This is a genomic window from Isoptericola variabilis 225, assembly GCF_000215105.1.
GTDB lineage: Bacteria > Actinomycetota > Actinomycetes > Actinomycetales > Cellulomonadaceae > Isoptericola > Isoptericola variabilis_A.
Genome location: NC_015588.1, coordinates 3,144,261 through 3,171,067, shown reverse-complemented (window position 1 = coordinate 3,171,067; position 26,807 = coordinate 3,144,261). Strand labels below are relative to the sequence as shown.

The following is a 26,807-nucleotide window of genomic DNA, read 5'->3' as shown; positions in this document are numbered from 1 at the left end:
CGCGGGGAGTTCCCGATCTTCTCGCTGTGCCCGTTCTCACTGTGCCGGGACGTTCGCCTCCAGCTCGGCGAGCCACGCCGCGGCGGACGCGTCCGACGGCATCCGCCAGTCCCCGCGCGGCGACATCGTGCCCCCGTGCGAGACCTTGGGCCCGTTGGGCAGCGCGGACCGCTTGAACTGCGAGGCGAAGAACCGCCGCACGAACACGCCGAGCCACCGTCGGATCGTCGCCAGGTCGTAGGCCGACCGCTCGTCGTGCGGGAAGTTCGGCGGCCACTCGCCGGCCGTCGCGTCGCGCCAGGCGTGCCAGGCGAGGAACGCGATCTTCGACGGCCGGAACCCGAACCGCAGCGTCCAGAACAGCGAGAAGTCCTGCAGCGCGTACGGGCCGACGGACGCCTCGGTCGACTGCGGGACCGCGCCCTCCTCGGTCGGCACGAGCTCCGGCGTGATCTCCTGCGCGAGGATCTCGCGCAGCACGTCGTTCGTCCCGGCGTCGAACTGCCCCGAGTCCGCGACCCAGCGGATGAGGTGCTGGATGAGCGTCTTGGGCACGCCCGTGTTGACCGCGTAGTGCGACATCTGGTCGCCGACGCCGTACGTGCACCAGCCGAGCGCGAGCTCGCTGAGGTCGCCCGTGCCGAGCACGATGCCGCCGCGGTGGTTGGCGAGCCGGAACAGGTAGTCGGTCCGCAGCCCCGCCTGCACGTTCTCGAACGTGACGTCGTAGACCTTCTCGCCCTCGCCGTACGGGTGGCCGAGGTCGCGCAGCATCTGCTCGGCCGCGGGCCGGATGTCGAGCTCCTCGAAGGTCACGCCGAGCGAGCGGGCCAGCCGCGTGGCGCGCTCCTTGGTCTCCGACGACGTCGCGAACCCCGGCATCGTGAACGCGTGGACGTCGCTGCGGGGCCGGCCCAGGCGGTCCATCGCCCTCGCGGCCACGATGAGCGCGTGGGTCGAGTCGAGGCCGCCCGAGACGCCGATGACGACCTTGGGGTGCCCGATCGCGTCCAGGCGCTTCTCCAGGCCGGTGACCTGGATGTTGTACGCCTCGTAGCAGTCGAGCGCGAGCCGCTCGGGGTCGTCCGGCACGAACGGGAAGCGGTCGACCTTGCGTCGCAGCCCGATGTCGCCCGACGGCGGGCGCACCGTCCAGCGGATCGTGCGGAAGGCGCCGACCCGGTCCGCGAGGGTGCGCCGGTTGTCGTCGAACGACCCCATCCGCAGCCGCTCCTGGCGCAGCCGGTCGAGGTCGATGTCGGCCACCGCGCGCCGCGGGCCGTCGGGGAAGCGCTCGGTCTCGGCGAGCAGGTCGCCGGCCTCGTAGACGAGCGTCTGCCCGTCCCACGACAGGTCCGTCGTCGACTCGCCCTGCGCCGCGGCGGCGTACAGGTACGCGGCGAGGCAGCGCGCGGACGCCGAGCGGACCATGAGCCGCCGGTCCTCGGCCCGCGCCACGGTGATGGGGCTCGCCGAGAGGTTGAGCAGCACGGTCGCCCCCGCGAGCGCCGCCTCGGCCGACGGCGGGACGGGGACCCACATGTCCTCGCACACCTCGACGTGCACGGTGAGGCCCGCGACGTCGTCGGCCGCGAAGAGGAGGTCGGGCCCGAACGGCACGTCCTCGGCGTCCCCGAACGGCAGCGTGACGGTGCTGCCGCGCCGGTCGTCGCCGGGCGCGAACCACCGCTTCTCGTAGAACTCGCGGTAGTTCGGCAGGTAGGACTTCGGCGCCACGCCGAGCACGCGGCCACCCTGCACGACGACCGCGCAGTTGAGCACCCGGTTGCCGACCTCGACCGGTGCCCCGACCACGAGCAGCGGGCGCAGCGTGGCGCTCGCGGCGACGATCTCGTCGAGCGCGTCGTAGGTCGCCTCGAGCAGGGTGTCCTGCAGGTGCAGGTCGTCGAGCGCGTAGCCCGACACGCTCAGCTCGGGGAACACCGCGACGGCGACGCCGTCGTCGTGGCACGCCCGCGCCTCGGCGAGGATCGTGGCGGCGTTGGCCCGCGGGTCGGCGACGGACACGGGCACGGTGCAGGCGGCCACCCGGGCGAAGCCGTGGGCGTACGCGGAGTAGAAGTCCACGCCCCGAGTCTAGGAACGACCGCCCGGCCCGCCCGCCGGGCCGTGCGGCCGTGCCCGACGTCGCCCGGCCGGTCTTGGCGCGGCACCGCGCGGGGTCTATGGTCGCCTCGTGCCGACGACCGCCCTGAGCAACCGCACCCCGTCCCCGTCCGTCCGCGCCGCCGTCGCGCCGCGCGCCGTCCTCGGGGGCCGCGCGCGCGCCGCGGTCGCCGTGCTGCTGGCGCTCGCGGTGACGCTGCTGGGCCTCGCGCTCGGGGTCGTGACGGCGGGGGCCGCCGCGGCGCACGACCGGCTCGAGGCCTCCGACCCGCCGGCCGACGCGCAGCTCACCGCGCCGCCGGTCCAGATCGTCCTCACGTACAGCGGCACCGTGCTCGACACGGGCACCCAGGTCGTCGTGACCACGCCCAAGGGGCAGGTCGACACCGAGGTGACCGTCGACGGGCCGGAGGTGCGCGCGACGCTTCCCGCCGACCTGCCGGGCGGCGCGTACGAGGTGGCCTGGCGCGTCGCGTCGTCCGACGGGCACCCCATCGAGGGCACGTACGGCTTCACCGTCGCCGAGCAGCCGGAGCCCGCGGCGTCGCCCACCGAGGAGGCCGAGCCGACGCAGGAGCCGGCCGACACGGCCGCGACGAGCGAGCCGGCCGCCGAGCCGACGGAGGCCGCGGCGGAGGACGCGGCCGACGAGGGCGCGGGGATGCCGTGGCTCTTCGCGCTAGCCCTGCTCGCGATCGTCGCCGTCGCGGCGGCCGCGATCTGGCGCACGCGCAGCCGGCTGCACCGCGGCGACGGCCCCGCCGGCCAGGACTGACCCGGCTCACCCGGCGGCGGCGCTCCGGCGGGCGAGCAGGAGCATCGCGAGCGCGGGCAGGAGCACGAGGGCGGCGACGCCGTTGACCGCCCCGAAGCCGCCCCACGCGAGCACCGTCCCCGCGGCCGCCGCGGCGGCCGCACCCGCGTAGTTCATCGCCGCGTCGGAGACGCCCTGCAGGGGCACGCGCACGTGCGGCTCGACGACCGACGCGAGCAGCGCCGAGGCCCCGATGACGCTCGCCGACCACCCGAGCCCGAGGACGAGCAGCGCCACCGCGGTGAGGACCTCGGTCGGCGCGCCGCCGTCCGCCGCGTGCCCGGCGTGGGCGCCGGCCGCACCGCCGTCGGCGAGCGCCGCCGTTGCGCCCAGGGCGAGCGCGACGGCGAGCAGCCCGGTGCCGACCGCCGCCGTCCGCACGCCGCCGACCCGGTCCGCGAGCCACCCGAACACCGGGCTCAGCGCGAACATCCCGAGGATGTGCAGGCTGATGACCAGCCCGACGAGCTCGAGCGTCATGCCCTCGTGCTGCATGTGCAGCGGGGTCATGACCATGACGACGATCATCACGGCGTGCGCGCACGCGGGCATGACGAGGGCGAACCGCGTGACCGGGTGCCGCCGGGCCCAGCCGATCGCCTGCCGTGACGTCGCGGGCACGACGGCGACCGCGGGGTCCGGCGCGTCGGCGCGCGCCGGGCCCCGGTAGAGCGCGGCGACGACCGCGGCGGCCGCGAGCAGCGCGACGAGCGCGAGCAGGAATGGTCCCGCCAGCTCGGGGACGCCCAGGCGGCGCCCCAGCGCGTCGCCGGGTGCGCTGAGGTTCGGCCCGAGCACCGACCCGACGGTCGTGGCCCAGACGACCACGGACATGGTGCGCCCGCGCGTCTCGGCGGGCGCGTCGTCGGCCGCCGCGAACCGCGACTGCAGCGTCGCGGCGTTCGCCAGGCCGAACAGCGCGATGCCGGCGAGCTGGACCAGGAGCGACCCGAGCACCGCGGAGAGCACGATGACGAGCGCGCCCACCGCGGCGGCCCCGTAGCCGAGGCCCAGGGCCGTGCGCCGACCGCGGCGCGCGGCGAGCCGGGCGAGCGGGATGGCCGCGACCGCCGCCGCGAGGACGCCGACGGCCTGCGCCACGCCCGCGACCGACGTGCCGCCCAGCCGCTCGGTGAGCAGCGCGCTCACCGCGGCGCCGACGGCGACGCCGACGCCCGCGAGCGCGTTGCTCGCCACGAGCGCCGCCACGTTGCGCCGTCGCCGCGAGGGCTCCCGGGCCGCGCGCGGACGCACGCCGAGCGTCTCCTGCTGCTGCCGTCCCACCCCGCGCCCTCCCGTCCTGACGGCCGTCGCCGTCCTCCACTCCAGACGCCCGCGGGGCGTCGAACTCACCGGTGCCGGGACCGGAGCCGCGCGCTCAGGCCTCGAGCGCCGCGCGCAGCGTCGCGGCGTCGAACCGGCCCACCTGCAGCACCATCCACGGGCTGAGCGCCCACGGCACGCGCGCGACGGCGTCGACCATCTCGTCGGCGCCGACCCACCGGTGGTCCATGACCTCGTCGGGGTTCGGCTCGAGCGGGCCCCCGACGCGCGCGACGTAGACGGGGCACACCTCGTTCTCGACGACGCCGCTCGCGTCGACCGCGCGGTAGCGGAAGTCCGGCAGCAGGGGCCGCAGGCCCGTCACGGTCGTGCCCAGCTCGTGCCGCGCGTAGCGGTGGATCGCGTCCTCGAACGTCTCGCCGGGGCGCGGGTGGCCGCAGAACGCGTTCGTCCACACGCCAGGCCAGGCGCGCTTGACGAGCGCGCGGCGGGTCAGGAGCACGCGGCCGTCGTCGTCGAGGAGGTAGCACGAGAACGCGAGGTGCAGCGGCGTGTCCTCGTGGTGCACGGTCGCGCGCGGCGCCGTGCCGACGGGCGTGCCGTCGTCGGCGAGCAGCACGACCTCGTCCGGGGGCTGCGTCATGACGGTCCTCCTCGCGTCGGGTCCGCGCCAGCCTAGCCGCGGCGTGCCCGGCCGGGGCCGGCGGGCGCCGAGCGGGTGGTTCTGGGCGCCGCGCGGGGCGAAAAGTCGCATGAAACCGCGGATGTTCCTTAGTGTGTTCCCGGTCTTCCGGCCTGCCGCCGGTCAGACTGAGAACGTGACGACGCGCGGGTCCCGTGCGTCGTGAACCGTCAGAAGGGATTCGCATGTCGCTGAACAAGTCCGAGCTCGTCTCGGCCATCGCTGCCAAGTCCGGCCTCAGCAAGGCGGACGCGGAGAGCGCCCTCAACGCGTTCCAGGAGGTCCTGATCGAGTCCCTCGGCAAGGGCGAGGCGGTCAAGGTCACGGGCCTGCTGTCCGTCGAGCGTGTCGAGCGTGCCGCCCGCACGGGTCGCAACCCGCGCACGGGCGAGGAGATCTCGATCCCGGCCGGTCACGGCGTCAAGATCAGCGCGGGCTCGCTCCTCAAGAAGGCCGTCGCCGCCAAGTGATCTGCCGCTGACCTGCGCAGGTCGGCGTCCCGAGGGCCCGCCGCTCGCCGTGCGCGAGCGGCGGGCCCTCGTCGTCGGAGCCGGCTGCGCTACAGGTCGCCCTTGCGCTCGAGGTGGCGCATCGCGACCCAGCCGATCGGGACCCGGCCCCAGTACGTCACCAGGCGGTACAGGATCGTCACGGAGAACGCGATCGACGCCGGGATGCCGGCCGCGGTGAGGCCGGCCGTGAGCGCCCCCTCGACACCGCCCAGGCCGCCCGGGGTCGGCATCATCGCGCCGAGCGCGTTGCCCACGAGGTAGATGACCGCGACGTCGACGAGCGACAGCGACCGCCCGAACGCGGCGAGCGCGGCGTCGAACGCCAGCACGTAGCCGAGGGTCATGACGACGTTGCCGCCGAGGCCGAGCGCGAGGCGCGTCGGCTGGCCGAGCATCTGCGACAGGCGCGGCCACACCTGCTCGAGGATCGGGCTGGCCCGGTTCCACGCCCACCGCCGTGCGGGCGGCACGAGCAGGACCGCGACGATCACGAGCGCGACGCCGGTGATCGCCAGGAGCACCGTCGTGGACGGGAGCTCGACGATGCCGCCCGACCCCGTGAAGATCGACAGCACGACGAGCAGCAGCACCGTCACGACGAACTGCGACACCTGCACCAGCCCGACGGTCGCGACGGCCATGGGCGTGGTCACGCCGCGGCGCGTGAGCATGCGCAGGTTGAGGGCGGCCGGGCCGATGCCCGCGGGTGCGGCGAGCGCGACGAACGAGCCCGCCATCTGGGTGAGGGTCGCGCGCCACAGCGGCAGACGCTCGGGCGAGAACGCCACGAAGGTCAGCGCCGCCCCGAGCCACGTGATCGCGCCGAGCGCGAACGCGATGCCGACCCACCACGGGTTCGCCGTGCTGACCGCCTCCGCGATCTCCTCGAAGTTCATGGTCGTGACGACGACGGCGATCGCGACGATCGTCAGCGTGACCATGACGACGGTGCGGGCGCCGAAGCGCGTGATGTTCTGGGGCTGCACGTCGGCCTGCGGCAGCCGCTCGACGAGCGCGGCGCGCAGCTCGTCGAGCAGGCCGCGATCGCGCCTGACCTCGACGCGCGTGGCGGTCGGCAGCGCGATCGACTGCAGCAGCGGGCCGATCGCGGCGATGTCCTCGTCGGGCAGCGCGCGCACGGCCGACGCGATCGCGCGCCGCGGCCCCACGCGCAGCGCGAGGAGCGCGAGCATCTGCGTCAGGTCCATGCGGCGCGAGAGCGCGCCCGAGGCGATCTCGCCCTGCTCCCAGCCGGTGAGCCACACGTGCGGGTCGCCGCGGCCGTCGCGGCTCACGAGCACGACGTCTGGCGTCAGGGCGTGGTGCGTGACCCCGGCGGCGTGCGCGCGGCGCAGCTGCTCCCACGCCTGGGCGAGCACCGCGTCCCCGCGGGGGCCCTGGAGCTCGTCGTCGGGCAGGTCGCGCAGGGACACGGCCCCGCGCGCGTGCTCCTGCACGAGGACCACGGAGTCGTCCGCGACGCCGATGCCGAGCAGGCGCGGCGTGCGCACCCCGGCGGCGGCCGCGGCGTAGGACAGGAGGGCCGTGCGCTCGGCCGCGGCCTTGAGCGAGATCGCGGCGCGGCCCTCGAAGCCGCGCAGCCGCAGCGCACGCCAGACGCGCTGCACGGCGCCCATGACCTGGCGGTCGCCGTCGAGCACGACGACGTCGCGGCGCACCCCGTCGTCGTCGAACATCGCGTAGACGCGGTTGTCGCCCGCGCGCGTGAGCGCGACGGCCGCGGGGTCCGCGGGCGCGGCGTCCGGCGCGGGACCCAGGGGCGGCGCCGTGGGGGCGCGCAGGCTGCCGAGCGTCGTGCGGCCGGCCACCTCGCCGTCGGCGTCGTAGGAGGTGACGGCGTCGTCGAGCGGCTCGGGCTGCGCGGCGGCCGACACGTCGCGCACCCGCACGAGCGCCGTCGGGCGGAAGCCCGCCCGGCGGACGGCCGCGACGAGGTCGGCGCCGTAGGCGCGCTCGCTGCGCACGCCCGAGACGTACTGGACGGCCTGGCCCGCGAGCCGGCCGAGCAGCAGCGCCACCAGGATGCCGGGCAGCGCGACCTGGCCCGTGATGAGCACGATGAACAGCGCCAGGTACAGCACGTTCCACGACCAGCGCACGGTGCGCCGTCGGGTGCGCGGCCCGGCCGTCGTGAGCAGGCCGGCGATCGCGGCGACGTAGCCCGGGATCGTGAGCCGCCACCCGCCGTCGCGCCACACCGACAGGCCGCGCACGAGCTCGTCGCTGCCGAGCCGCACCACCAGCACGCCCGCGACGATGCCGAGCAGCAGCCCGAGCGCCGCGGCGCAGATCGACTCGACGACCTGGCGCCCCAGCCGCCGCACCCCGAGCTCGATGAGCACGGCCGCGGGCACGAAGAGCACGACCAGGCCCTCGAGCAGCTGGACGGGCACGAACAGGATCCGCCCGAGCAGCGTGTTGAAGCCCTGGACGTCCTGCGTGACGCCCTCCGTCGTCGCGTGCGCGACGACCGAGAGCACCAGCACGAGCGTCACGCCCACCGCGCTGACGACCATCCCGAGCAGGTCGGACGGGTGGCGCACGCGGGACTCCGGCGTGTCCACGACGCGGACCAGCGCGGCCGACTCCTCCTGCGCCGCGGCGTCGCCGGCCAGCAGGGCCTGCAGCGGGCCCGTGGGGGGCGCCGGGTCGTGCGCGGGGTCGCGCACTGGGCCAGCGGCGCTCGCTCCGGACATGTCCGCGAGTCTAGGTCGCACCGGCTGGTCAGGCCCGACGTTTCGCTCGTGGCGGGCGTCGTTCACCCGTCCGGGCCCCTGTGGCGGGTATCACGATGCGGTCACAGTAGGACGCCGGGACCCACGAGCGTGACCTGGGCGACACCGGGGTGTGCTAGAAACGCCCGCATTGTGGACAGGTCCACGGCGATCCCGCGGACCGCATCGAGGAGGAGAGTGCAATGAGGACAATCCGATCCGCTCGACGGCCGGTGGCCGCCGCCGGGGCAGCCGTGGTCGCGCTGGCGCTGGCCGCGTGCGGTGGCGGCTCGGGCAACGGGGGCACGGGCGAGGGCGGCGGCGGAGGCGGCGGCGCCTCGGGCACGCTGACCGTCGGCACGACCGAGCAGATCACGTCCCTGGACCCGGCCGGCTCGTACGACAACGGGTCGTTCGCCGTGATGAACCAGGTCTACCCGTTCCTCATGAACTCGCCGTACGGCACGTCGGAGGTCGAGCCGGACATCGCGGAGTCGGCCGAGTTCACCGCGCCGACCGAGTACACGGTGACCCTCAAGGAGGGTCTGACCTTCGCCAACGGCAACGAGCTCACTGCCTCGGACGTGAAGTTCACGTTCGACCGCCAGGTCGCGATCGCCGACGAGAACGGCCCCTCCTCGCTGCTGTACAACCTCGACAGCGTCGAGGTCGTGGACGACCTCACCGTCGTGTTCCACCTCAAGAGCGAGAACGACCAGATCTTCCCGCAGATCCTCTCCTCGCCGGTCGGCCCGATCGTCGACGAGGAGGTCTTCTCGGCCGACGCCGTCACGCCGGACCAGGAGATCGTGGACGGCAACGCGTTCGCCGGCCAGTACGCGATCACGCAGTACGCGGTTAACGACCTCGTCCAGTACAAGGCCAACCCGGAGTACCAGGGCATCCTGGGCGCCCCGGCGACGGAGACCGTCAACGTCAAGTACTACACGGACTCGTCGAACCTCAAGCTCGACGTCGAGCAGGGCAACATCGACGTCGCGTTCCGGACGCTGTCGGCGACCGACGTCGAGGACCTGCGCACCAAGGACACGGTCAAGGTCGTCGACGGGCCGGGCGGCGAGATCCGCTACCTCGTCTTCAACTTCAACACCATGCCGTTCGGGGCCGAGACCCCGGAGGCCGACGAGGCCAAGGCGCTCGCCGTGCGGCAGGCGGTCGCGCACCTCGTCGACCGCGAGGCGATCTCCGAGGACGTCTACAAGGGCACGTTCACGCCGCTGTACTCGTACGTCCCCGAGGGCCTGACCGGCGCGACCGAGTCGCTCAAGGAGAAGTACGGCGACGGCAACGGCGCGCCGGACCCGGGCAAGGCGACCGAGGTGCTCGAGGCCGCGGGCGTCGAGACGCCGGTCGAGCTCAACATCCAGTACGTGGCCGAGCGCTACGGCCCGTCGTCGGGCGACGAGTACGCGGTGATCAAGGAGGCGCTCGAGGAGGGCGGCCTGTTCACGGTCAACCTGCAGAGCACCGAGTGGGTCCAGTACTCGGCGGACCGCACGGCCGACGTGTACCCGATCTACCAGCTCGGCTGGTTCCCGGACTACTCCGACGCCGACAACTACCTGACGCCGTTCTTCCTCACGGAGAACTTCCTCGTCAACCACTACTCGAACCCGCAGGTGGACGAGATGCTGCTCCGCCAGGCCGTCACGACGGACCCCGACGAGCGCACCGCGCTCATCGAGGAGATCCAGGACGTGCTCGCGGACGACCTCTCGACCATCCCGTACATGCAGGGTGCGCAGGTCGCCGTCGTCGGCACGGACGTGGAGGGCGCCGAGAACACGCTCGACGGCTCCTTCAAGTTCCGCTACGGCGCGCTCAGCAAGGGCTGACGGGGAGCGCTCGACGACCCGTGGCAGCGACGACCTCCGCGGGAAGCGCACTGGGACGCTACGTCCTGGTGCGCTTCCTGCTGATCATCCCGACCGTGTTCATCCTCGTGACCACGGTGTTCGTCCTCATGCGCGCGACCGGCGACCCGATCACCGCCTCGCTGGGCGGGCGGCTCACGCCCGCCCAGCTGGCGGAGCGCATCGCCGCGGCCGGCTACGACCGGCCGATCCTCGTGCAGTACTGGGACTACCTCACCGACGTCTTCAGCGGCGACTTCGGCACCACGATCAGCGACAACCGGCCCGTGACCGAGGTGCTCGCGCAGCACGGCGGCGCGACGCTCGAGCTCACGCTGTACGCGGTGCTGATCGCCGTCGTGCTCGGCATGCCGCTCGGCGCGGTGAGCGCGTACTTCCGCGACCGGGCGCCCGACGCCGTGCTGCGGGTCCTGGCGATCCTCGCCTACGCGACCCCGGTGTTCTTCGCGGGCCTGCTCCTGAAGCTGGTGTTCGCGGTCGGGCTCGGGTGGTTCCCCGTCGCGGGCCGCGCGTCGACCGACGCGCAGATCGAGATGCGGTTCTCGGGCGGGACGACGGGCATCTACCTCATCGACGCCGCCCTGACCGGGCAGTGGTGGGTCGTGCAGGACGTGCTCACGCACGCCGTGCTGCCCGCGACCGCGCTCGGCCTGCTCACCGCGGGCGTGTTCCTGCGGCTCGTGCGCACCAACATGATCGGCACGCTCGGCACCGAGTACGTCGACGCCGCGCGCTCGCGCGGCGTCTCCGAGTGGCGGCTCGTCGGCGCGCACGCGGCGCGCCCGGCGCTCATCCCGGTCATCACGGTCGCGGGCATGCAGGTCGCCATGCTGCTCGTCGGCGCGGTGCTCACCGAGACGACGTTCGAGTGGCGCGGCCTCGGCTTCCAGCTCGCGCAGTACCTCACGGTGCGCGACTTCGTCGCCGTGCAGGGGATCGTCGTGCTCATGGCCGTGATCGTCGCGGTGACGAACTTCGTCGTCGACATCGTCGCCGCGCTCATCGACCCGAGGGTGAGGTACTGATGGCCGCGCCGGAGATCACGAGCGTCGGCACCGCCGGCGCCGCGCCCGAGCACCTCGGCGGCCGGGGCGCGTGGTTCAAGCGGCTGCCCGTCGTGCGGCAGGTCCGGCACAGCGTCGGGCTGCAGCGTGGCATGCTGCTCACCGGCCTGGGCCTGACGACGTTCTTCGTGCTCGTCGCGGCGTTCGCGCCGCTCGTCGCGCCGTACGGCCCGTCGCAGCGCCGGGACGCCGCGGGCGGCTTCGGGACGCAGCAGCCGCCGTCGGCCGAGCACTGGTTCGGCACGACGGTCGGCGGCTACGACGTGCTCTCGCGCGTCGTGTGGGGTGCGCAGACGGCGGTGCTCGTCGTCGTCGTCGCGGTCGCGGCGTCGATCGTCGTCGGGGTGCTGCTCGGGCTCGTGTCCGGGTACTTCGGCGGCTGGGCCGACCGCGTGCTCGTGCTCGTCGCCGACGCCGTGTACGCGTTCCCGTCGCTGCTGCTCGCGATCCTGCTCGCCATCGTCATCTCGGGCGGGCAGTCGAGCCTGTGGGGCGGCGTGCTCGCCGCGGCGCTGTCGATCACCGTCGTGTTCGTGCCGCAGTACTTCCGCGTGGTGCGCGCTGAGGTCGTGCGGGTCAAGGCGGAGGCGTTCGTCGACGCCGCGCGCGTGCTCGGCACGCCGCACCGGCGCATCATGACGCGCCACGTGCTGCGCAACTCGGTGCGCACCCTGCCCCTCATCGTCACGCTCAACGCCTCGGAGGCGATCCTCACGCTCGCCGGGCTCGGGTTCCTGGGCTTCGGGATCGAGCCGACCCAGGCCGCCGAGTGGGGCTACGACCTGCAGCGCGCGGTCGCGGACGTGACGTCGGGGATCTGGTGGACGGCCCTGTTCCCGGGCATGGCGATCGTCGTCGCGGCCCTGGGCATGACGCTCATGGGCGAGTCGCTCAACGACCTCGCCGACCCCCGCCTGCGCTCGCGGACCCGGTCCGCCGAGGTGTCGGGAGCCGTCGCCGCGACGTCGGTCGAGGCGACCCTGCCGGGCCGGGCGGCCGCGGCCGAGAAGGAGGACCTGTGACCGTCAGCCCCGCGGGCCCGGTGGCCCGCATCGACGACCTCGCGGTCTCGTTCGCGACCGACGCCGGCCCGGTGCGCGCCGTCGACGGCGTGAGCCTCGAGGTGGCACCCGGGGAGGTGCTCGCCATCGTCGGCGAGTCCGGCTCGGGCAAGACGGTCACGGCCAAGACGATCCTCGGCCTGCTGCCGGAGACCGCGACGACGAGCGGGGCCGTCCTGCTCTCCGGCCGTGACGGCGAGACCGACGTCGTGTCCGTCTCCGGTGCGCGCCTGCGCGAGGTGCGGGGCCGCGACGTGGCGATGGTGTTCCAGGAGCCGTCGACCGCCCTCAACCCGGTCTTCACGGTCGGCTGGCAGATCGCCGAGGGCCTCCGGGCGCACGGGACCGTCTCCAAGAGGCAGGCGCGCGAGCGCGCGATCGAGGTGCTGCGGACCGTCGGCATCCCGGACCCGGAGCACCGGGTCGACCACTACCCGCACCAGTTCTCGGGCGGTCAGAAGCAGCGCATCGTCATCGCCATGGCGCTGGTGCTCAACCCGGGACTCATCGTCGCGGACGAGCCGACGACCGCGCTCGACGTCACCGTGCAGGCCGAGATCCTCGACCTCCTGCGCCGGCTGCGCGACGAGACCGGCACGGCGATCGTGCTCATCACGCACAACATGGGCGTCGTCGCCGACCTCGCCGACCGCGTCGCGGTCATGTACCAGGGCCGGCTCGTCGAGCAGGCGCCCGTCGCCGAGCTCTTCGCGAACCCGCAGGCCGACTACACGCGCGCGCTCCTCAAGTCCGTGCCGCGCGTGGGGGAGGGCACGGCGCGCGCCGCGGCCCGCGCGGCCGCACGTCCGGACGGCTGGGCGGAGTCCGAGCCCGTCGTGCGGGCCGAGCACCTGACGATCACCTACCCGGGGCGCTTCCGGCGGCCGGCGTTCACCGCGGTCGACGACGTGTCGCTGACCATCAGGCCCGGCGAGGTGCTCGGCCTCGTGGGCGAGTCGGGCTCGGGCAAGACGACGATCGCCCGCGCGATCGCCGGGCTGACGCCGGTGACGGGCGGGTCGCTGCGCGTCCTCGGCACCGAGATGCGCGGGGCCCGCGGACGCGACCTCGCCGGCATGCGCCCGCGGCTCGGCTTCGTCTTCCAGGACCCCGCGACGTCGTTCAACCCGCTGCTGACGATCGCGGAGTGCGTCGCCGAGCCGCTCGTCGTGCACGGGCGTGCGGCGTCGCCCGAGGCGGCGCGCGGCCGGGTCGACGAGCTGCTCGAGGCCGTCCAGCTGCCGCGCTCCTACGGCGACCGCTTCCCCCACGAGCTCTCGGGCGGCCAGCGCCAGCGCGCGTCCCTCGCGCGGGCGCTCGCGCTCGACCCCGAGCTGCTCGTGGCCGACGAGCCGACGTCGGCGCTCGACGTGTCGGTGCAGGCCCGCGTGCTCGAGCTCTTCGCCGAGCTGCAGCGCGAGCTCGGGTTCGCGTGCCTCTTCGTGTCGCACGACCTGGCCGTGGTCGACCTGCTCGCCGACAGGATCGCGGTGCTCTACCGCGGCCGGCTCGTCGAGGAGGGGACCGGCGTCGAGGTGCTCGGCGCGCCGCGCGAGGAGTACACCCGTCGGCTGCTCGCGTCCCTGCCCGTGCCCGACCCGGTGGCCCAGGCCGAGCGGCGCGAGGCGCTCCGCGCCCTGACGACGTAGCGCGTTCCTCGCCGACGTAGCGCGTCTCCCGCCGACGTAGCGCGTTCCTCGCCGACGTAGCGCGTCTCCCGCCGAGGTAGCGCCGGCGTCAGGTGATGCCGAGCGACGCGCGCCACTCGGCGGGCACGAGCGCGTACCCGACGAACGCGACGACGTCGAGCAGCGTGTGCGCGACGACGAGCGGCACGACCCGCCGTCGTCCCCAGCGGGACGTGTAGAACCACGAGAAGAGCAGGCCCATGACGACGTTGCCGAGGAACGGTCCGATGCCCTGGTAGAGGTGGTACGTCCCGCGCAGGAGCGAGCTCGCGACGACGAACCGCAGGCGGTCCCAGCCGAGCTCGCGCGTGCGCTCGTACAGGTACCCGACGGCGATCACCTCCTCGAGCACGCCGTTCTTCAGCGCGGCGAGGATCAGCACGGGCACGGTCCACCAGTGCTCGTTCAGCGCGCTGGCCTGGACCGACACCGTGATGCCGAGCACCCGCCCGAGCGCGTAGAACGCCAGCCCGGGGATGCCGATCGCCGCGGCGAGCGCCACGCCCCACGCGACGTCGCGGCCGGGGCGGGCGCGGTCGACGCCGAGCGCGGCGAGCGCGCCGCGACCCCGGCCGCTGAGCAGGAAGAGCGCGAGCGCGACGGGCACGAGAGCGAAGCCGATGCCGAGCAGCTGGTACGTGAGGTCGAGCAGCGGGCGCTCGGAGCGGCTCGCGTTGAGGGTCGCGGTCTGCTCCGCCAGCGGCGTGCCGGCGGTCAGCCGCGCCGCGATGTTCACGAGCGAGTACACCGCCGACTGGCCCAGGCTCAGGCCGAGGACGATCCAGACCTCCGCGCCGATGCGGCGGCGCTGCGCGCGCGTGAGCGGGGGTGTGGCGGTGGGCGAGGCGTCGACGTCGGGCACGCGGCCAGCGTAGGACCGCCGCCTGGACGCCGGCTGGGGCTTCGCTCGGCAGCTTGAGACTCGGTCGGTCCCTCGAGGTGCCGATCGAGTCCGAAGCTGCCGAGCGACCAGAAGGGACTTGCGCCGCACCGCAGCGGGCGCCCCGCCGACGAGCGGCCGCTCGACGCGGCCGCCTCGCTGCGCGTCATCCGCGAGGCGCAGGAGCGCGCCCGCGCCGCCAACGAGCCCGACTGCCGCCTGCTGTACGGGGTGTGGGGCGTCGCGTGGCTCGGCGGCTACCTCACGCTGTGGACCAGTGCCCGCGCCACGGGGACGCAGCCGGAGGGCCCGGCGTTCGCGGTCTTCGGCGTGCTGCTGCTCGCTGCGGTCGTCGTCACCGCCGTCCACAGCATCCGCCGCACCGCCGGCACCCGAGGCGTCAGCGCCCGCGCCGGCGCGATCTACGGCTGGTCGTGGTTCCTCGGCTTCGCGGCGCAGGGCGCCGTCGTCGCCGGGCTCGCGGGGGCCGGCGCGTCGCCCGAGACCATGGCCCTCGCGGCGAACGGCATCGCGTGCATCGTCGTCGGCCTGCTGTACCTGGGCGGCGCGATCGCGTTCGACGACCGCGGGCTGCTCGTGCTCGGTGCGTAGATCCTCGTCGTCGCGGCGGGCGCGACCGTGGCGGGTCTGCCCGGCACGTTCCTGATCATGGCGCTCGCGGGCGGTGGCGGGTTCCTGATCATGACCGCCGTCGAGCACGGCCGGGTGCTCCGCCGACGCCGCGGCGTCGCGGGGACGGAGGCAGGGACGAGCCGTGCCTGAGGACGTCCTCGACCCCGTCATCCACGCGACGGCACGGCTGCGCGTCGTCGCGACCCTCGCCGCGCTCGCCGAGGGCGACGAGCTGTCCTTCCCCAAGCTCCAGAAGGTGCTGGACATGACCGCCGGCAACCTGTCGACCCACCTGCGCAAGCTCGAGGACGCCGGGTACGTCCGCGTGACCAAGACGCACGTGGGCCGCACGCCGGCCACGTACCTCGCCCTGACCCCCCGCGGCCGGCAGGCGTTCGAGGAGTACACGGCCGCTCTCACGTCGCTCCTGAGAGGAGCCGCATCATGACCCCGGACCTCGCGGTCGACGTCGACTGCGTCACGCGTCGCTTCGGCGCCGTCGTCGCGCTCGACGACGTCTCGCTCACCGTCCGCCCGGGCGAGCTCGTGGGCCTGCTCGGGCCGAACGGCGCCGGCAAGTCCACCCTGCTGTCGCTCGTGAGCGGGCTGCGACGGCCGGACTCCGGCACCGTGCGCCTGCTCGGCGGGGACCCCCGCGACGCGCGCAGCCGCACCGGCCTCGGCATCACGCCCCAGGAGACGGGGCTGCCCGCGACGCTGCGCGTGCGCGAGGTCGTCGACTTCGTCGCCGGGCACTTCCCGGACCCCGTGCCGACGGGCGACCTGCTCGAGCAGTTCGGCCTCACGGAGCAGGCCCGGCGGCAGACCGGTGCGCTCTCGGGCGGGCAGAGGCGGCGCCTCGCCGTCGCCCTCGCGCTCGTCGGACGCCCGCGCGTCCTGCTCCTCGACGAGCCCACCACCGGGCTCGACGTCGGAGCGCGCCACGCGCTGTGGGAGGCGGTCCGGGCGTACCACGCCGACGGCGGCACGGTGCTGCTCACGAGCCACTACCTCGAGGAGGTGCAGGCCCTCGCGCAGCGCGTCGTCGTCATCGACCGCGGCGTGGTGCGCGCCGACGACGCGCTCGACGCCGTCCTGCGCCGGGTCTCCCTGCGCCGCGTGGTGCTCACCGCACCCGACGACCTCTCCGCGTGGACCGGCGTCGTGCGCGCCGAGCGCCCGGCGAACGACGCCGCGGACCCGGCCCGCCAGACGCTGCTCACGTCGGACGCCGACGCGCTGGTGCGCGACCTCGTGCTCGGCGGCATCGACTTCCGCGACCTCGAGATCCGCGGCGCGAGCCTCGACGAGGCGTTCGCCGAGATGGTGGCCGTCCGATGAGCGCCGCGACCGTGAGCCCCGTGCGCCTGACCTGGCTGCACCTGCGCTACCAGTTCCTCGAGACCGTCCGCATCCCCATCGCGGTGCTCGGCAACCTGCTGTTCCCGGCGCTGTCGATGTTCTTCTTCGTGGTCCCGCAGGAGCAGGTCGCCCGGAACCCGGTCGTGGCGACCATGGCGGTGGCAGGCCTCGGCCTCTTCGCCGTGATGTCGGCGAGCCTGTTCACCTACGGGCTCGGCGTCGCCGAGGACCGGCAGCTGCCGTTCGACCCGTTCGTGCGCTCGCTGCCCGCCGGACCGGGGCCGCGGATGGTCGCGCGCATCGGCAACGGGGCGATCTTCTCGCTGTTCGGGCTGGTGCCGCTCGTCCTCATCGGGTGGCTGTTCACCGACGCGCGCGTCACGGCGGTGCAGCTCGTCGCCGGCGTCGGCACGATCCTCGTCGCGTCCGTGCCGTTCGTGCTCCTCGGGATGGCGGTCGGGTACTCGCTGTCGGCCAAGGCCGCCCTGCCCGTGGTGCAGGTGGTGCTGTTCCCGCTCGCGTTCGGCGGCGGGCTGTTCCTGCCACCGACCATGTTCCCGGCCTGGCTCGACGCCGTCTCGCTCGCGACGCCGACGCGCGCTGCGCGGGACGTGCTCGTCGACGCGCTGACCGGCGTCGGCGCGCCGGGCACGGCCTGGCCCGTGCTGCTGGGGTGGACGGCGCTGTTCGCGGCGCTCGCCGTCGCGGCGTACCGGCGGGACGAGGGCCGTCGCTTCCGCTGACCCGCCGGGTCTCGCCGCCTCGCGAGGTCGTACCTCCGGTCGCGAGGTCGTACCCCGGGAGTACGACCTCGCGACCGGAGGTACGACCTCGCGAAGGGGTGGCGTCAGCCGGCCCGGCGGAGCCGCAGCGAGTTGCTCACCACGAGCACCGACGACGCCGCCATGGCCGCGCCCGCGATCATCGGGTTGAGCAGCCCGGCCGCCGCGAGCGGGATCGCCGCGGTGTTGTACGCGAACGCCCAGAACAGGTTCTGCTTGATGATCCGCAGCGTCGCGCGCGACAGGCGCACCGCCGTCGGCGCGGCGCGCAGGTCGCCGCGCACGAGCGTGATGTCGCTCGCCTCGATCGCGACGTCGGTGCCGGTGCCCAGGGCCAGCCCGAGGTCCGCCGTCGCGAGCGCCGCCGCGTCGTTGACGCCGTCGCCGACCATCGCGACGACGCGACCCTCGGCCTGGAGCCGCCGCACGGCGGCCGCCTTGTCCTGCGGCAGGACGCGCGCGACGACGTCGGACTCCGCGATGCCGACCTGGCGGGCCGCCTCGCGCGCCGCGCCCTCGGAGTCGCCCGTGAGCAGCACGGGCCGCAGGCCAAGCGCCTGGAGCTCCGCGACCGCCCGGGCGGACGTGGGCTTGACCGGGTCGCGGAGCTCGAGCACCGCGCGTGCCGTGCCGTCCCACGCGGCCACGACCGTCGTCGCGCCCGTGTCCTCGGCCTGCCCGACGGCGGCACGCACCTCGTCGGGGACGCGCACGCCGCGCTCGTCGAGCCACGTGAGCCGCCCGACGACGACGCGTCGCGCGTTGAGCGCGAGAGCCGCCGTCGTGCCCGTGCCCAGGCCCGAGTGCGCGGCACGCACGAGGCCCTCCACGCCGCCGCCCGCCGTCGCGACGAACTCCGAGACCTCGAGCGCCCCCTTGTCGTCCGAGCTGTCAGGCCCAGGCCCGGGCATACCCACGCGTGAGCCTGACAACTCGCGGGACGCGGCGGCCGCGGCGGCGACCGCCTGCGCGATCGGGTGCTCGCTCAAGGCTTCCACGGCGCCGGCGTACCGGAGCGCCTCGTCGGCGTCGACGCCCTCGGCGGGTGTCACGCGCTCGAGCCGCATGCGGCCCTCGGTCACCGTGCCGGTCTTGTCGAGCACGACCGTGTCGATGCGGCGCGTCGACTCGAGGATCTCCGGGCCCTTGATGAGCACGCCGAGCTGGGCACCCCGGCCGGTGCCGACGAGCAGGGCCGTCGGCGTCGCGAGGCCCAGCGCGCACGGGCAGGCGATGATGAGCACCGCGACGGCCGCGGTGAACGCGAACTGCGTGCTCGCGCCGGCGAGGAGCCAGCCGACCAGGGTCAGCGCGGCGATGCCGAAGGCGACCGGCACGAACACCGCCGAGATCCGGTCGGCCAGCCGCTGCACGGGCGCCTTGCCGGTCTGCGCCTGGGCGACGAGCCGCCCGATCTGGGCGAGCGTCGTCTCGGAGCCCACGCGCGTCGCGCGCACGAGCAGGTGCCCGGACGTGTTGACGGTCGCACCCGTGACGGCGTCGCCGGGCCCGACGTCGACCGGCACCGGCTCGCCGGTGAGGAGCGACGTGTCGACGGCGGAGGTCCCGGAGAGCACGACGCCGTCGGTCGCGACCTTCTCGCCCGGGCGGACGGTGAACACGTCGCCGCGGCGCAGCTCGGCGACCGGCACCCGGGAGGTGACCCGTCCGCCGTCGGGCCCGGTCAGCGGCGTGCCGTCGGGACCGACGGCGACCCGCTCGGCCTCCTTGGCGCCGAGCTCGAGCAGCGAGCGCAGCGCGTCGCCCGCGCGCCGCTTCGAGCGGTGCTCGGCGTAGCGGCCGGTGAGGAGAAACGTCGTGACGACGGCCGCGACCTCGAAGTAGAGCTCTGGCGGGCCCATGTGGTCGCGGCTCGGCAGCAGCGTCGCCTCCATGCGCATGCCGAGCTCCCCGGCACCGCCGAGCAGCAGCGCCCACAGCGACCACACGCTCGCCGCGACGACGCCGACCGACACGAGCGTGTCCATGGTCGACGCGCCGTGCCGGGCCGCGCGGACGGCCGCGACGTGGAACGGCCACGCGCCCCAGGTGACCACGGGCAGCGCGAGGGCCGCGACGACCCACTGCCAGCCCGTGAACTGGAGAGCCGGGATCATCGACAGGGCGAGCACCGGCACCGTGAGCACGGCCGACACCCGCAGCCGCCGCAGCAGGTCCGCGCCGCGGTACTCCACCGTGTCAGAAACCTGGTGGGCTCCAGCCCACTCCTCTTCTGACACGTCGGTGGTGAGGGAGCGCGAGCCCGTGACGCGCGCCTCGTAGCCCGCAGCCTCGACGGCGCGGACGAGCTCGTCGTCGGGCACGTCCCGGCTCAGCACGACGTGCGCGCTCTCGAGCGGGAGGTTGACCGTCGCCTCGACGCCCGGGAGCTTGGTGAGCTTGCGCTCGACCCGGGCGACGCACGACGCGCACGTCATCCCGGACACGGCGAGGTCGACCTCGCGCAGCGGGGCGTCGGGCGTGGCCGGGGCCCCGGTGCCGGGGGAGTGGTCGGTGTGCGTCGTCATCAGCGGTGCGGCTCCCGGGTCAGGGCTGGGTCAGGACCGGACGATCGGCAGCGTGTGCGGCGCCTGGCGGGCGGGCGCCTGCTGCGCGTACTCGGCGGCGACGGCGTCCTCGAGGACCTCGACGCCGGTGACGTCGTAGCCGGCCTCGTCGATCGCCGCGCGCAGGGCGTCCTCGGGCAGCGGGTCGTCGGAGATCACGCGGACCGACGAGGTCTCGTTGGCGTGCAGCTCGACGATGACCTCCTCGACGCCGTCGACGGCCTTGAGCTCGCGCGTGACGGACGACGCGCAGTGGTTGCAGTGCATGCCGGAGACGGACAGAGCGGTGACGGTGGCCATGGTGGATTCCCCCAGGGTCGGATTCGGCGGCGGTTCAGCTGCGGACGAGGCGCGCGATGGCGTCGGCGGCCTCACGGACCTTCGCGGCGCCCTCCTCGGGCGACGTGCGGGCGGCGTCGACGACGCAGTGCCCGAGGTGGTCCTCGACGAGCGCGACGCTCACGGCCTGCAGCGCCTTCGTGACGGCGGAGACCTGCGTGAGGATGTCGATGCAGTACACGTCCTCGTCGATCATGCGCGCGATGCCCCGCACCTGGCCCTCGATGCGGCGCATGCGCTTGAGGTACCCCTCCTTGTCGGAGGCGTAGCCGTGCGGCCCGTCGTGCGGCGCGTGCTCGTGCCCGACGGCGGTGGGTGCGGTGGTCTCGCTCATACCGTCCACCATACCCCCTGGGGGTACCACGTCAAGTCACCGTGCGCAGAACCGCCAGGACCACCTCCGCCGCTCTCACCCTCACCGGGGCGCTCGTCGTCGGCGGCACCGCGACCGCGGGCGCCGTGGGGGAGGGGCCCGACTACCAGGGCAACGAGGTCATCACCACGTCGATCCTGTCCACGTACGACGAGGTCGTGGACTTCCTGCACGCGCAGGACGCCAAGCAGGACGCGATGGAGCTCGAGGTCATCGGCCAGACCGTCAAGGGCCGAGACATCCACCTCGTGAAGTACGTCAGCGACCCCGAGAACCCGACGATCCTCTACCTCGCGCAGCAGCACGGCAACGAGCAGCTCACGACCGAGGCGATGCTGCACGTCATCAAGACGCTGGGGTCGGGGCAGCACGCCCGGATGCTCGACGACGTCAACATCCTGTTCGTGCCGATGTTCAACGCCGACGGCGCGATGGGCGACGTGAACTTCTCGATCGACCACTACCTGGCCAAGGGCGAGCGGCACCTCACGCGCTACAACGCCAACGAGGTCGACCTCAACCGCGACCACGTCGCCAAGCTCGAGCCCGAGACGCAGGCGCTGCACGAGAACGTCCTCGGTGCCTACGACATCGACTACATGATCGACCTGCACCACCAGGGCACGCAGTCGCGCGTCGACGGCAAGCTCGTGTCGGGCTCGATCCTGTACCCGACGACGCCCGACGTCGATCCCGCGGTCCTCGAGGGCTCCAAGCGGCTCGGGGCGGTCGTCTACGAGAACGTCGACTCGACGGGCTGGGGCCACCTCGGCAAGTACGTCGGCGGCACGGCCAACACCATCGCGCGCAACGGCGTCGCGGCCGAGTACGGCATCTCCACGCTCCTCTTCGAGATGCGCGGCATGTCCGACCACGAGTGGGCCGGCGCGATCCTCGGCCAGAAGAGCAACGGGTACCTCATCCGTCAGACCGTCGTGACGTTGATGTCGACGGCGCAGGCGGTCGCCGACGGCTCGATCGAGACCGCCGACACCTCGTTCTGGGACACCCTGCCCGAGCAGGGCTGACCCCCGCCGCCGCGTCGGTCGGCCTCGTCAGTGCTCGGCGAGGCTGATCGACGCGGCGAACGCGTCGAGGACGGGCAGGAGCCGGTCGAGCTGGACGAGGTTCTGCGTGCCGTACATGACGACGACGTCGCTGCCGTCGGTGCGCCATGCCCAGTTCACGGAGGCCACGATGTCGCCGCCGAGACCCTCGGCGCGCGTGTGGCGGATCGCGCGGCGGCCGGCACCGAGGCCGCCGGAGATCTCCGTGATCTCCGGCTCGCGCGTCGCGTCGGGCTCGGGCAGGCCGAGGAGGCTGTCGGCGGGGACGTCGTCGCGCGTCGGCGCCTCGACGACCTGGACGAGCTCCAAGGTCTTGTCAGGCGTGCCGAGGAGCGCGAACCGGTGCACGCCCTCGGTCAGGCGCGGGTACGCGAGCAGCTGCATCAGGTACCGCTCGAGCACGCCGCGCTCCTCGGCGTCGTACTCGAACGCCTCCGCGGCGAGCCGCGCGACCGTCCGCGACCAGTGCTCGGGGGACTCGTACCCGTTCCAGGGGAACGCCTCGGGCACGTAGACCCAGCGGTCGGTGTCGATGTCGACCTTGACGGTCACGCGGACTCCTCCGTGGTGTCGGTGTCGATGCCGCGCCATCGCAGCGACGCCATGATCGTGTCGCCGAGCTCCGTGAGCGCATCGACCATCGGCGCGAGCTCGGGGTCGGCTGACCCGGAGATCGTGAACGTCCCGACGAGCCGGTCGACGCCGCGGGCCGGGGACTCCCACACGTGGTGGACCGTTCGCAGCGGCCCGCCGGGCGCCGGCTCGGGCAGGTCGACGTCGAGCTCGACGCGATCGTCCCGGTCGTGCTCCACCACCTCCCGCCGCGCGTCGCCTGCGCGCGTACGCACCGTCGTCGAGCCGGGACCGGCCACGGGCTCGCCGCCGTGCCGTGCGGGCGCGAACGCGGCGGCGAGCGACACGGGCACACGCCACGGGACGCCGAGGGGGAGGACCACGTCGACCACCCCACGCTCCTTCGCGGAGGAGACGGTGGCCACGAGCGACTGCTCGAGGCGGCGTACCCGTCCGCGCGTTCGGTCGTTCAGGTGGGCGCCGTAGTGCCGCTTGACGACGGCGCGCACGTCGGCCTCGACGTCGCCCTGCGCGGGGATGAGGACGAAGCCTGGAGGCAGGATCAGCGCGTACCTGGAGGGCGTCCCGGCACGATCTGCGGTCGCGGTCATGCGCGCGGCTCCCGGTCCGGTGCGAAGCGCTGCTCCGGGACGACGACGTCGGGCGTCGCGGGAGGCTCGGCGTCGGGCAGCACCCGCCAGGAGCGAGGGACGAGGCGCAGCGCACCCAGGACGATCCGCAGCAGCAGCAGGCCGATCGCGCCCACCATGAGGTAGACCACGGATCCGGACGTCGCATGCTCCTCGACGTCGCTGGTCGACAGGAACGAGATGGAGTGCGCGGCGGTGCTGAGGAACAGGAGGGGACCGAAGAACAGGACCATGCCTCGGCCCATCGGAGGCACGCGCCTGCGTCCGCCCGCCGACCAGCGGGTCTCGCGCCCGCGCCACCGCGGCAAGGGAAGGCTGATGAGGACCGCGGAGGCGTAGACCAGGGCGGGGCCCCAGGCGAGCCAGCGCCAGACGGTCGCGACGACGCCGGTCGACCCGAAGTTCTCCTGCATCGCCAGGGCGACGAACATCTGCACGACGTAGACGAGCATCTCGACGCAGAAGCACATCGCGGCGACGAACACGAGTCTGCCGACCAGGTCCCACCGACGAGAGATCTGTTCCCGCGTCACGACTTGCCTGCCGGGTCCCACTCGCCGACGACGTCGAACGTCGCCCCGTCGACCTCGGACCACCAGTCGCCGTAACGCCCGAGGAGATCCCCGCCGAACGCGTCGGGAAGGTCGCGCAGACCTGGTGAGACGTTCAGGATGTTCCCGTTGATGAGATCGTCGTGCCAGCTCACGGCCGTCCCTGCGAGACCGACGAGGTTGTTGGCGAAAGACGCGTTCGCCATGCTCCGTCCCGCGCCCAGGAGGACGTCGTCCACGAGCCCGCCCGCGCCGAGCGTGGCGTTCTCCGCGATCGACCTGAAGACGGCGCCGTCGACACCGCCGCCGCGGAACACCCGCCACGCGTCGTCGAGGCTGCCGTAGGTGGGGCGGCCGAGCAGCCGGACACCGGTAGGCATGGCTTGGGCGAGGTCGTCAGCGACCCGGACGGCGTCGTCGCCGTACCGCAGCCCGGCTCGGACCGGGCGAAGCAGGCTGCCGAAGACACCGGGCCGGCTGGCGCCCGCCCACGCGAGGCGTGCCGAACGGGTGACGCGCAGTGCGCCCTGGGCGAGCTTGACACCGGAGCCGATCGCCGCACCGACGCCCAGCGTCAGCAGGGCCACCGTGTCGAGGCCGACGTCGAGCCACGAGCCGTTGCCCGTCGCCGCGAGCGTCGTGCTCAGCAGCAGGGTCGCGGCAGCGAAGGCCACGGCGAACGGCAGCAGGACGGGGAAGAAGATCGAGAGCACGCCCAGGACGGTCGCGATGATCGACAGCGCGTCCTTGAGGACCTTGATCCAGCCCACGTTCTCTGTGACCCAGCTCTTGAACCGGTCCCAGCGGGAGTCGGTGAGCCCGTCGGCGTCCACGGCCTCGTTGATCGCGTCCTCGGCCTTGTCACCCGCCGTGCGGACGTCCTCGAGCGCGCCGTCGTAGGCGGTGCGCGCGTCGGCGAGCGACTGCGCCATCGGCGCCGCCGTGTTCTCGAGCCGCACCAGCTCGTCGCGCCGCTGCTCGATCTCCTCGGTCGGCGCCCACGCGAGGCTCGACTGCGCCTCGGTGATCTGCGCGTCGTACCGAGCCAGGTCCGCCGCGAGCGACTCGCGCGTCCGCAGCGAGGCGTCGACGGTCGCCTGCGCCTGCTCGAGCACGTCGGCGAACGTCGCGAGCTCCGAGCCCGCGACCTCGTACCGGTTCTGGATCTTGGAGAGCTTCGGGATGACGTCGTCCGCCTGCCGCGCGAGCTCGTCCATCGCGTCCGACTCGTGGCTCTCGGCGTCGGCGATCGTCGACCGCAGGTCCGCGACGGCCTGCGCGACCTTCTCGGCGACCCGGGTGTACCGGTTCGCGTGACGGCGGATGCCCGCCGGGTCGCCGTCGAGCGGCTCCATCTCGTACGAGCGCGTCAGCGCGTCGCTGCGGCTGACCATCACTCACCCCTCACGGTCGCGGCCATCTCGGAGTCGGCCTCCTCGAACGTGTCCGCGACGGTCGTCGCCGCCCCCTGGAGGTCCTCGAGCTTGCCGATGAGCTCGGTCCGGGCCCGGTCCCAGTTCTTGCCGAACTTCTCGACGCAGCCGGCGAGCCCGCGGTGCGGGATCATCCCGGCGAGCTCGTCGGCCGCCGACTCGGCACCCTCGAGACTCGTGCCGATCGAGCCCAGCCGCGTCGCGGTGTCCCGCACGACGCCGAGGTCGATGCGCAGTCGATCTCCCACGCGAACACCCCCTGTCTTCCGTACGCGCGGACCTAGGATGCCAGGTCCGCCGTGCACGGTCGATGGGGAGAGGTCCCCATGGGCGCCGACCGGCCGGGCGGCGCCCGAGGTCAGGCCGTCGCGGCCGCCGCGGCCCGCGCCCCGGCGGGCAGGGCGTCGACGATGCGGCTGACCGCGTCGTCGTCGTGCGCCGCCGAGACGAACCACGCCTCGAAGACCGACGGCGGCAGGTTGACCCCGGCGTCGAGCATCGCGTGGAACAGCGCGCGGTAGCGGAAGACCTCCTGCGCCTGGGCCTGCGCGTAGTCGCGCACGCCGTGCTCGGCGGCGAACGGTCCGAAGAACACGGAGAACAGCGACCCGGCCCGCTGCACGCGGTGCTCCACGCCCTCGGCGGCGAGGGCGTCGCCGAGCGCGGTCGCGAGCGTGTCCGCGACGGCGTCCACCCGCGCGTACACCGACTCGTCGGCCAGGCGCAGCGTCGTCAGGCCCGCGGCCACGGCGACCGGGTTCCCGGACAGCGTCCCCGCCTGGTACACCGGCCCGCTCGGCGCGAGCTGGTCCATGATCGACGCCGGCCCGCCGAGCGCCGCGACGGGCATCCCGCCGCCCACGACCTTGCCGAACGTGAACAGGTCGGGCGTGTACCCCTCGGAGCCGGTGGTCGCGCTCGCGGAGTTTTCCACACCCCACCAGCCCGAGGGCCCCACGCGGAACCCGGTGAGCACCTCGTCGAGGATCAGCAGCGCGCCGTGCGCGGACGTGATGCGGCGCAGGCCCTCGTTGAAGCCCTCGGCGGGCGGCACGACGCCCATGTTGGCGGGCGACGCCTCGGTGATGACCGCGGCGATCTGCGAGCCGTGCTGCGCGAACGCGGCCTCGACGGCCGCGAGGTCGTTGTACGGCAGCACGAGCGTCTCGGCCGCGGACGCCTCGGTCACGCCCGACGTCCCCGGCATGCCCAGGGTCGCGACGCCGGAGCCGGCCTCGGCGAGCAGCGCGTCGACGTGCCCGTGGTAGCAGCCGGCGAACTTCACGACGAGCGGCCGCCCGGTCACGCCGCGCGCGAGCCGGATCGCGGTCATGGTGGCCTCGGTGCCCGTGGACACGAGCCGCACGCGCTCGGCGGGCGGCACGCGCCGTCGGACCTCCTCCGCGAGCTCGACCTCCGCGACCGTCGGCGCGCCGAACGACAGGCCGCGCGCCGCGGCCTCCTGCACGGCCGCCACCACGTCGGGGTGGGCGTGCCCCAGCAGCGCCGGGCCCCACGAGCCGACGAGGTCGACGTACTCGCGGCCCGCGACGTCGGTCACGTAGGCCCCGCGTGCGCTCGCGAGGAACCGCGGGTCGCCGCCCACCGACCCGTACGCGCGCACGGGCGAGTTGACGCCGCCCGGGATCGCGGCCTGCGCGCGGACGAACGCCGCGTGGTTGTCGGCCGGTGCGGTGCTGTCCACCATCGCGTTCTCCACGAGTCCGAAGCCTGC

Annotated in this window: 26 protein-coding genes; 12 read left to right on the top strand and 14 right to left on the bottom strand. The window is 73.9% G+C overall.

What is annotated here, in order from left to right; genetic code table 11:
* Window positions 1-36: 36 nt before the first annotated feature.
* The gene (locus ISOVA_RS14580; RefSeq protein ID WP_013839962.1) at window positions 37-2,088 is read right to left on the bottom strand and encodes an NAD(+) synthase; all 2,052 of its coding nucleotides are present in this window, start codon (window positions 2,086-2,088) and stop codon (window positions 37-39) included.
* 109 nt (window positions 2,089-2,197) lie between these two features.
* On the opposite strand from ISOVA_RS14580, the gene ISOVA_RS15740 reads away from it, so the two are divergent.
* A complete protein-coding gene (locus tag ISOVA_RS15740) occupies window positions 2,198-2,902 on the top strand; it encodes a copper resistance CopC family protein (RefSeq protein ID WP_013839961.1) in 705 nt (234 codons plus the stop codon).
* Window positions 2,903-2,908: 6 nt separating this feature from the next.
* Here ISOVA_RS15740 and ISOVA_RS14570 read toward each other — a convergent pair whose 3' ends face one another.
* Window positions 2,909-4,225 carry an MFS transporter gene (locus ISOVA_RS14570; RefSeq protein ID WP_013839960.1) on the bottom strand — a complete coding sequence of 439 codons (1,317 nt, stop codon included), beginning with the start codon at window positions 4,223-4,225 and terminating at the stop codon, window positions 2,909-2,911.
* A 94-nt stretch (window positions 4,226-4,319) separates the two neighbouring features.
* The gene (idi, locus tag ISOVA_RS14565; protein WP_013839959.1) at window positions 4,320-4,868 is read right to left on the bottom strand and encodes an isopentenyl-diphosphate Delta-isomerase; all 549 of its coding nucleotides are present in this window, start codon (window positions 4,866-4,868) and stop codon (window positions 4,320-4,322) included.
* 224 nt (window positions 4,869-5,092) lie between these two features.
* Here idi and ISOVA_RS14560 point away from each other — a divergent pair, with 224 nt between their 5' ends.
* A complete protein-coding gene (locus ISOVA_RS14560) occupies window positions 5,093-5,377 on the top strand; it encodes an HU family DNA-binding protein (RefSeq protein ID WP_013839958.1) in 285 nt (94 codons plus the stop codon).
* An 89-nt stretch (window positions 5,378-5,466) separates the two neighbouring features.
* Here the strand turns inward: ISOVA_RS14560 and ISOVA_RS14555 are convergent, their stop codons facing one another.
* Window positions 5,467-8,136 carry a lysylphosphatidylglycerol synthase transmembrane domain-containing protein gene (locus tag ISOVA_RS14555; RefSeq protein WP_013839957.1) on the bottom strand — a complete coding sequence of 890 codons (2,670 nt, stop codon included), beginning with the start codon at window positions 8,134-8,136 and terminating at the stop codon, window positions 5,467-5,469.
* 221 nt (window positions 8,137-8,357) lie between these two features.
* Between ISOVA_RS14555 and ISOVA_RS14550 the strand changes: the two genes are divergently transcribed.
* From ISOVA_RS14550 to ISOVA_RS14535, 4 genes are read left to right on the top strand one after another with little or no spacing between them, the layout of a single operon-like run.
* On the top strand, window positions 8,358-10,010 hold the full coding sequence (locus tag ISOVA_RS14550) for an ABC transporter substrate-binding protein (protein WP_013839956.1): 1,653 nt from the start codon (window positions 8,358-8,360) through the stop codon (window positions 10,008-10,010).
* On the top strand, window positions 10,007-11,074 hold the full coding sequence (locus ISOVA_RS14545; protein WP_049788495.1) for an ABC transporter permease: 1,068 nt from the start codon (window positions 10,007-10,009) through the stop codon (window positions 11,072-11,074). The genes ISOVA_RS14550 and ISOVA_RS14545 overlap by 4 nt, the downstream gene beginning before the upstream one ends.
* On the top strand, window positions 11,074-12,135 hold the full coding sequence (locus ISOVA_RS14540) for an ABC transporter permease (RefSeq protein WP_013839954.1): 1,062 nt from the start codon (window positions 11,074-11,076) through the stop codon (window positions 12,133-12,135). Before ISOVA_RS14545 ends, ISOVA_RS14540 begins: the two co-directional genes overlap by 1 nt.
* Window positions 12,132-13,823 carry an ABC transporter ATP-binding protein gene (locus tag ISOVA_RS14535; protein ID WP_013839953.1) on the top strand — a complete coding sequence of 564 codons (1,692 nt, stop codon included), beginning with the start codon at window positions 12,132-12,134 and terminating at the stop codon, window positions 13,821-13,823. Before ISOVA_RS14540 ends, ISOVA_RS14535 begins: the two co-directional genes overlap by 4 nt.
* A gap of 88 nt (window positions 13,824-13,911) precedes the next feature.
* On the opposite strand, the gene ISOVA_RS17370 is transcribed toward ISOVA_RS14535, so the two are convergent.
* Window positions 13,912-14,724 (bottom strand): CPBP family intramembrane glutamic endopeptidase, encoded by an 813-nt coding sequence (locus ISOVA_RS17370; RefSeq protein WP_013839952.1) that lies wholly within the window; start codon window positions 14,722-14,724, stop codon window positions 13,912-13,914.
* Between the two features lie 249 nt (window positions 14,725-14,973).
* Here ISOVA_RS17370 and ISOVA_RS17365 point away from each other — a divergent pair, with 249 nt between their 5' ends.
* The 5 genes from ISOVA_RS17365 to ISOVA_RS14510 are packed head-to-tail and all read left to right on the top strand — an operon-like array spanning window position 14,974 to window position 17,480.
* On the top strand, window positions 14,974-15,354 hold the full coding sequence (locus ISOVA_RS17365; protein WP_041294926.1) for a hypothetical protein: 381 nt from the start codon (window positions 14,974-14,976) through the stop codon (window positions 15,352-15,354).
* A gap of 27 nt (window positions 15,355-15,381) precedes the next feature.
* Window positions 15,382-15,525 (top strand): hypothetical protein, encoded by a 144-nt coding sequence (locus ISOVA_RS17360; protein WP_186004553.1) that lies wholly within the window; start codon window positions 15,382-15,384, stop codon window positions 15,523-15,525.
* The gene (locus ISOVA_RS14520; protein ID WP_013839951.1) at window positions 15,518-15,823 is read left to right on the top strand and encodes a transcriptional regulator; all 306 of its coding nucleotides are present in this window, start codon (window positions 15,518-15,520) and stop codon (window positions 15,821-15,823) included. The genes ISOVA_RS17360 and ISOVA_RS14520 overlap by 8 nt, the downstream gene beginning before the upstream one ends.
* Window positions 15,820-16,716 carry an ABC transporter ATP-binding protein gene (locus ISOVA_RS14515; protein WP_013839950.1) on the top strand — a complete coding sequence of 299 codons (897 nt, stop codon included), beginning with the start codon at window positions 15,820-15,822 and terminating at the stop codon, window positions 16,714-16,716. The genes ISOVA_RS14520 and ISOVA_RS14515 overlap by 4 nt, the downstream gene beginning before the upstream one ends.
* On the top strand, window positions 16,713-17,480 hold the full coding sequence (locus ISOVA_RS14510) for an ABC transporter permease (RefSeq protein WP_013839949.1): 768 nt from the start codon (window positions 16,713-16,715) through the stop codon (window positions 17,478-17,480). The genes ISOVA_RS14515 and ISOVA_RS14510 overlap by 4 nt, the downstream gene beginning before the upstream one ends.
* A 104-nt stretch (window positions 17,481-17,584) precedes the next feature.
* Here ISOVA_RS14510 and ISOVA_RS14505 read toward each other — a convergent pair whose 3' ends face one another.
* The 3 genes from ISOVA_RS14505 to ISOVA_RS14495 are packed head-to-tail and all read right to left on the bottom strand — an operon-like array spanning window position 17,585 to window position 20,759.
* Window positions 17,585-20,047, bottom strand: a complete 2,463-nt coding sequence (locus ISOVA_RS14505; RefSeq protein WP_013839948.1) for a heavy metal translocating P-type ATPase — start codon at window positions 20,045-20,047, stop codon at window positions 17,585-17,587.
* A gap of 30 nt (window positions 20,048-20,077) precedes the next feature.
* On the bottom strand, window positions 20,078-20,386 hold the full coding sequence (locus ISOVA_RS14500) for a heavy-metal-associated domain-containing protein (RefSeq protein WP_013839947.1): 309 nt from the start codon (window positions 20,384-20,386) through the stop codon (window positions 20,078-20,080).
* Window positions 20,387-20,420: 34 nt separating this feature from the next.
* Window positions 20,421-20,759, bottom strand: coding sequence for a metal-sensitive transcriptional regulator (locus tag ISOVA_RS14495; RefSeq protein WP_041294925.1), 339 nt, complete (start codon window positions 20,757-20,759; stop codon window positions 20,421-20,423).
* 41 nt (window positions 20,760-20,800) lie between these two features.
* Here ISOVA_RS14495 and ISOVA_RS14490 point away from each other — a divergent pair, with 41 nt between their 5' ends.
* Complete coding sequence (locus ISOVA_RS14490; protein WP_013839945.1) at window positions 20,801-21,826, top strand: M14 family zinc carboxypeptidase; 1,026 nt, start codon at window positions 20,801-20,803, stop codon at window positions 21,824-21,826.
* A 27-nt stretch (window positions 21,827-21,853) separates the two neighbouring features.
* On the opposite strand, the gene ISOVA_RS14485 is transcribed toward ISOVA_RS14490, so the two are convergent.
* From ISOVA_RS14485 to hemL, 6 genes are all read right to left on the bottom strand, one after another.
* Window positions 21,854-22,417, bottom strand: a complete 564-nt coding sequence (locus tag ISOVA_RS14485; RefSeq protein ID WP_013839944.1) for a hypothetical protein — start codon at window positions 22,415-22,417, stop codon at window positions 21,854-21,856.
* Entirely contained in the window at window positions 22,414-23,049 is a 636-nt protein-coding gene (locus tag ISOVA_RS14480) for a hypothetical protein (protein WP_013839943.1), read from the bottom strand. The genes ISOVA_RS14485 and ISOVA_RS14480 overlap by 4 nt, the downstream gene beginning before the upstream one ends.
* Window positions 23,046-23,621, bottom strand: coding sequence for a hypothetical protein (locus ISOVA_RS14475; protein ID WP_013839942.1), 576 nt, complete (start codon window positions 23,619-23,621; stop codon window positions 23,046-23,048). Before ISOVA_RS14475 ends, ISOVA_RS14480 begins: the two co-directional genes overlap by 4 nt.
* Window positions 23,618-25,033: a hypothetical protein gene (locus tag ISOVA_RS14470; RefSeq protein WP_013839941.1), complete on the bottom strand. Its 1,416-nt coding sequence runs from the start codon at window positions 25,031-25,033 to the stop codon at window positions 23,618-23,620. Before ISOVA_RS14470 ends, ISOVA_RS14475 begins: the two co-directional genes overlap by 4 nt.
* Window positions 25,033-25,320, bottom strand: a complete 288-nt coding sequence (locus ISOVA_RS14465) for a WXG100 family type VII secretion target (protein ID WP_013839940.1) — start codon at window positions 25,318-25,320, stop codon at window positions 25,033-25,035. Before ISOVA_RS14465 ends, ISOVA_RS14470 begins: the two co-directional genes overlap by 1 nt.
* A gap of 110 nt (window positions 25,321-25,430) precedes the next feature.
* Window positions 25,431-26,780: a glutamate-1-semialdehyde 2,1-aminomutase gene (hemL, locus tag ISOVA_RS14460; RefSeq protein ID WP_049788492.1), complete on the bottom strand. Its 1,350-nt coding sequence runs from the start codon at window positions 26,778-26,780 to the stop codon at window positions 25,431-25,433.
* Window positions 26,781-26,807 lie beyond the last annotated feature (27 nt).

What these genes read in the sequence shown, in the direction of transcription:
- idi (WP_013839959.1), bottom strand. Translation starts at nt 4,868, where the DNA reads ATGACGCAGCCCCCGGACGAGGTCGTGCTGCTCGCCGACGACGGCACG.
- ISOVA_RS14560 (WP_013839958.1), top strand. Translation starts at nt 5,093, where the DNA reads ATGTCGCTGAACAAGTCCGAGCTCGTCTCGGCCATCGCTGCCAAGTCC.
- ISOVA_RS14555 (WP_013839957.1), bottom strand. Translation starts at nt 8,136, where the DNA reads ATGTCCGGAGCGAGCGCCGCTGGCCCAGTGCGCGACCCCGCGCACGAC.
- ISOVA_RS14550 (WP_013839956.1), top strand. Translation starts at nt 8,358, where the DNA reads ATGAGGACAATCCGATCCGCTCGACGGCCGGTGGCCGCCGCCGGGGCA.
- ISOVA_RS14540 (WP_013839954.1), top strand. Translation starts at nt 11,074, where the DNA reads ATGGCCGCGCCGGAGATCACGAGCGTCGGCACCGCCGGCGCCGCGCCC.
- ISOVA_RS14515 (WP_013839950.1), top strand. Translation starts at nt 15,820, where the DNA reads ATGACCCCGGACCTCGCGGTCGACGTCGACTGCGTCACGCGTCGCTTC.
- ISOVA_RS14510 (WP_013839949.1), top strand. Translation starts at nt 16,713, where the DNA reads ATGAGCGCCGCGACCGTGAGCCCCGTGCGCCTGACCTGGCTGCACCTG.
- ISOVA_RS14505 (WP_013839948.1), bottom strand. Translation starts at nt 20,047, where the DNA reads ATGACGACGCACACCGACCACTCCCCCGGCACCGGGGCCCCGGCCACG.
- ISOVA_RS14500 (WP_013839947.1), bottom strand. Translation starts at nt 20,386, where the DNA reads ATGGCCACCGTCACCGCTCTGTCCGTCTCCGGCATGCACTGCAACCAC.
- ISOVA_RS14495 (WP_041294925.1), bottom strand. Translation starts at nt 20,759, where the DNA reads ATGAGCGAGACCACCGCACCCACCGCCGTCGGGCACGAGCACGCGCCG.
- ISOVA_RS14480 (WP_013839943.1), bottom strand. Translation starts at nt 23,049, where the DNA reads ATGACCGCGACCGCAGATCGTGCCGGGACGCCCTCCAGGTACGCGCTG.
- ISOVA_RS14470 (WP_013839941.1), bottom strand. Translation starts at nt 25,033, where the DNA reads ATGGTCAGCCGCAGCGACGCGCTGACGCGCTCGTACGAGATGGAGCCG.
- hemL (WP_049788492.1), bottom strand. Translation starts at nt 26,780, where the DNA reads ATGGTGGACAGCACCGCACCGGCCGACAACCACGCGGCGTTCGTCCGC.